Origin of the sequence: Blastococcus mobilis (assembly GCF_900188025.1) — a bacterium.
In the GTDB taxonomy this organism is placed as follows: domain Bacteria; phylum Actinomycetota; class Actinomycetes; order Mycobacteriales; family Geodermatophilaceae; genus Blastococcus_B; species Blastococcus_B mobilis.
In genome coordinates, this window is record NZ_FZNO01000076.1 from 1 (window position 1) to 1,476 (window position 1,476).

Genomic DNA, 1,476 nt, shown 5'->3' on the forward strand with positions numbered 1-1,476 from the left:
GGCGTCCGAACGGGACACGTGAACTGCCAGCCGTGCCCGGGCGGTTGGCCTTCCCTCACGCGTCGTCCTCACCTACCGTGCCGCAGGTCCGGTTCGCTCGGAATGGTCGTGGCCCTGCGTCCGTCCGGCTGCAGCACGCCCGTGGCGGCCCCACCGGCCCATCCTGAGCGGACGTCTGTCTCGGCGGACAGGAACGACCGATGCGCTCGCGAGTTCTGCCCCCATCCGGAACGATGTCGATCGTCCTGCTGATGCTTTTCGCCCTGGTCAGCGGGCCGGCCAACGCCTCCACACCGGGACCAGCGCAGGTCGACGCGGCGTGGTTGCAGTTCGGTCCTGACGGTTCCCTGCTGCTCCGCGCGATCACCCATGCGGAGGTCTGCCCACGCGCCGCGATCGGGAACAGCACCGTGCCGATGACGGAGCGTGCTGCTCCGGGTCCGGCATTCCCGATTCGCTCCTGCGAGGCCGTGCTGCCGAAGGGAGAGCGACGGGCCGACGTGGCCGGACGTCGACTGGTGGTGCCGGACCATCCGCCCCGCAGGATCGCCGTCCTCGGTGACACCGGGTGCCGGCTGAAGCAGGTCGACGGCTTCCAGGCCTGCAACGATCCCCAGCAGTGGCCGTTCGCCCGGATCGCCCGGAGCCTGGCCGAGTACCGCCCCGACCTGATCGTCCACGTCGGCGACTACCTCTACCGGGAGGAACCGTGCCCAGCCGACGAGGCCGGATGTGCCGGCAGCCCTTGGGGTCAGAACTGGGACACCTGGGCCGCTGACTTCTTCACCCCGGCCGCTCCGGCGCTCGCGGCCGCTCCGTGGGTCTTCGTGCGCGGCGACCACGAGAGCTGTGCCCGGGCGGGGGAGGGGTGGTTCCGCTTCCTCGAGCCTCGGCCGGCGGTGTCCTGCACCGATCGGACCGACCCCTACACGGTCCCCCTCGGCGGGTTGAGACTGCTGGTGATGGACACGGTCCGGGCTGACGACACCGATCCCAGCCCGCCGGTCGTCCAGGACTTCGCCCAGCAGTTCAACAGCCTCAGCGGCCAGGCCGGTGAGGAGGCCTGGCTGCTCAGCCACCGTCCGCTGTGGGGCCTGGAGCCGGCCACGGCTGGGACAGGTCTGGAGGTCTTCAACGCCACGCTGCAGCAGGCGTCGAACAACTCCTTGCCGCCCGGCGTGCAGTTGGTGCTCACCGGACACATCCACCTGGCCGAGGTACTCAGCTTCGGAGGAGCCCGGGCGCCTCAGCTGGTCGCCGGGATCGGGGGCACACTGCTGCTGCCCGACATCGACCAGGACGTCGTCGGCATGGACGTCGCAGGCGCCGTCCTCACGGACGCCACCATCACCTCCGCGCACGGGTTCGTCACCTTGGAACGGGGCTCGGCCGGCTGGAGCGCCACGCTTCGCGACGTGACCGGCAGACCGCAGCCCGGGGGACACTGCCGGGTGGAGCACAAGGAAGCGATCTGCC

General features: G+C 70.7%; 1 protein-coding gene. It reads left to right on the forward strand.

Features of this window, described 5'->3' with window-relative positions:
* Nucleotides 1-233: 233 nt before the first annotated feature.
* Nucleotides 234-1,476 (forward strand): metallophosphoesterase family protein (locus CHB94_RS24300; protein ID WP_089339105.1); only part of this gene is annotated, 1,243 nt, incomplete at its 3' end.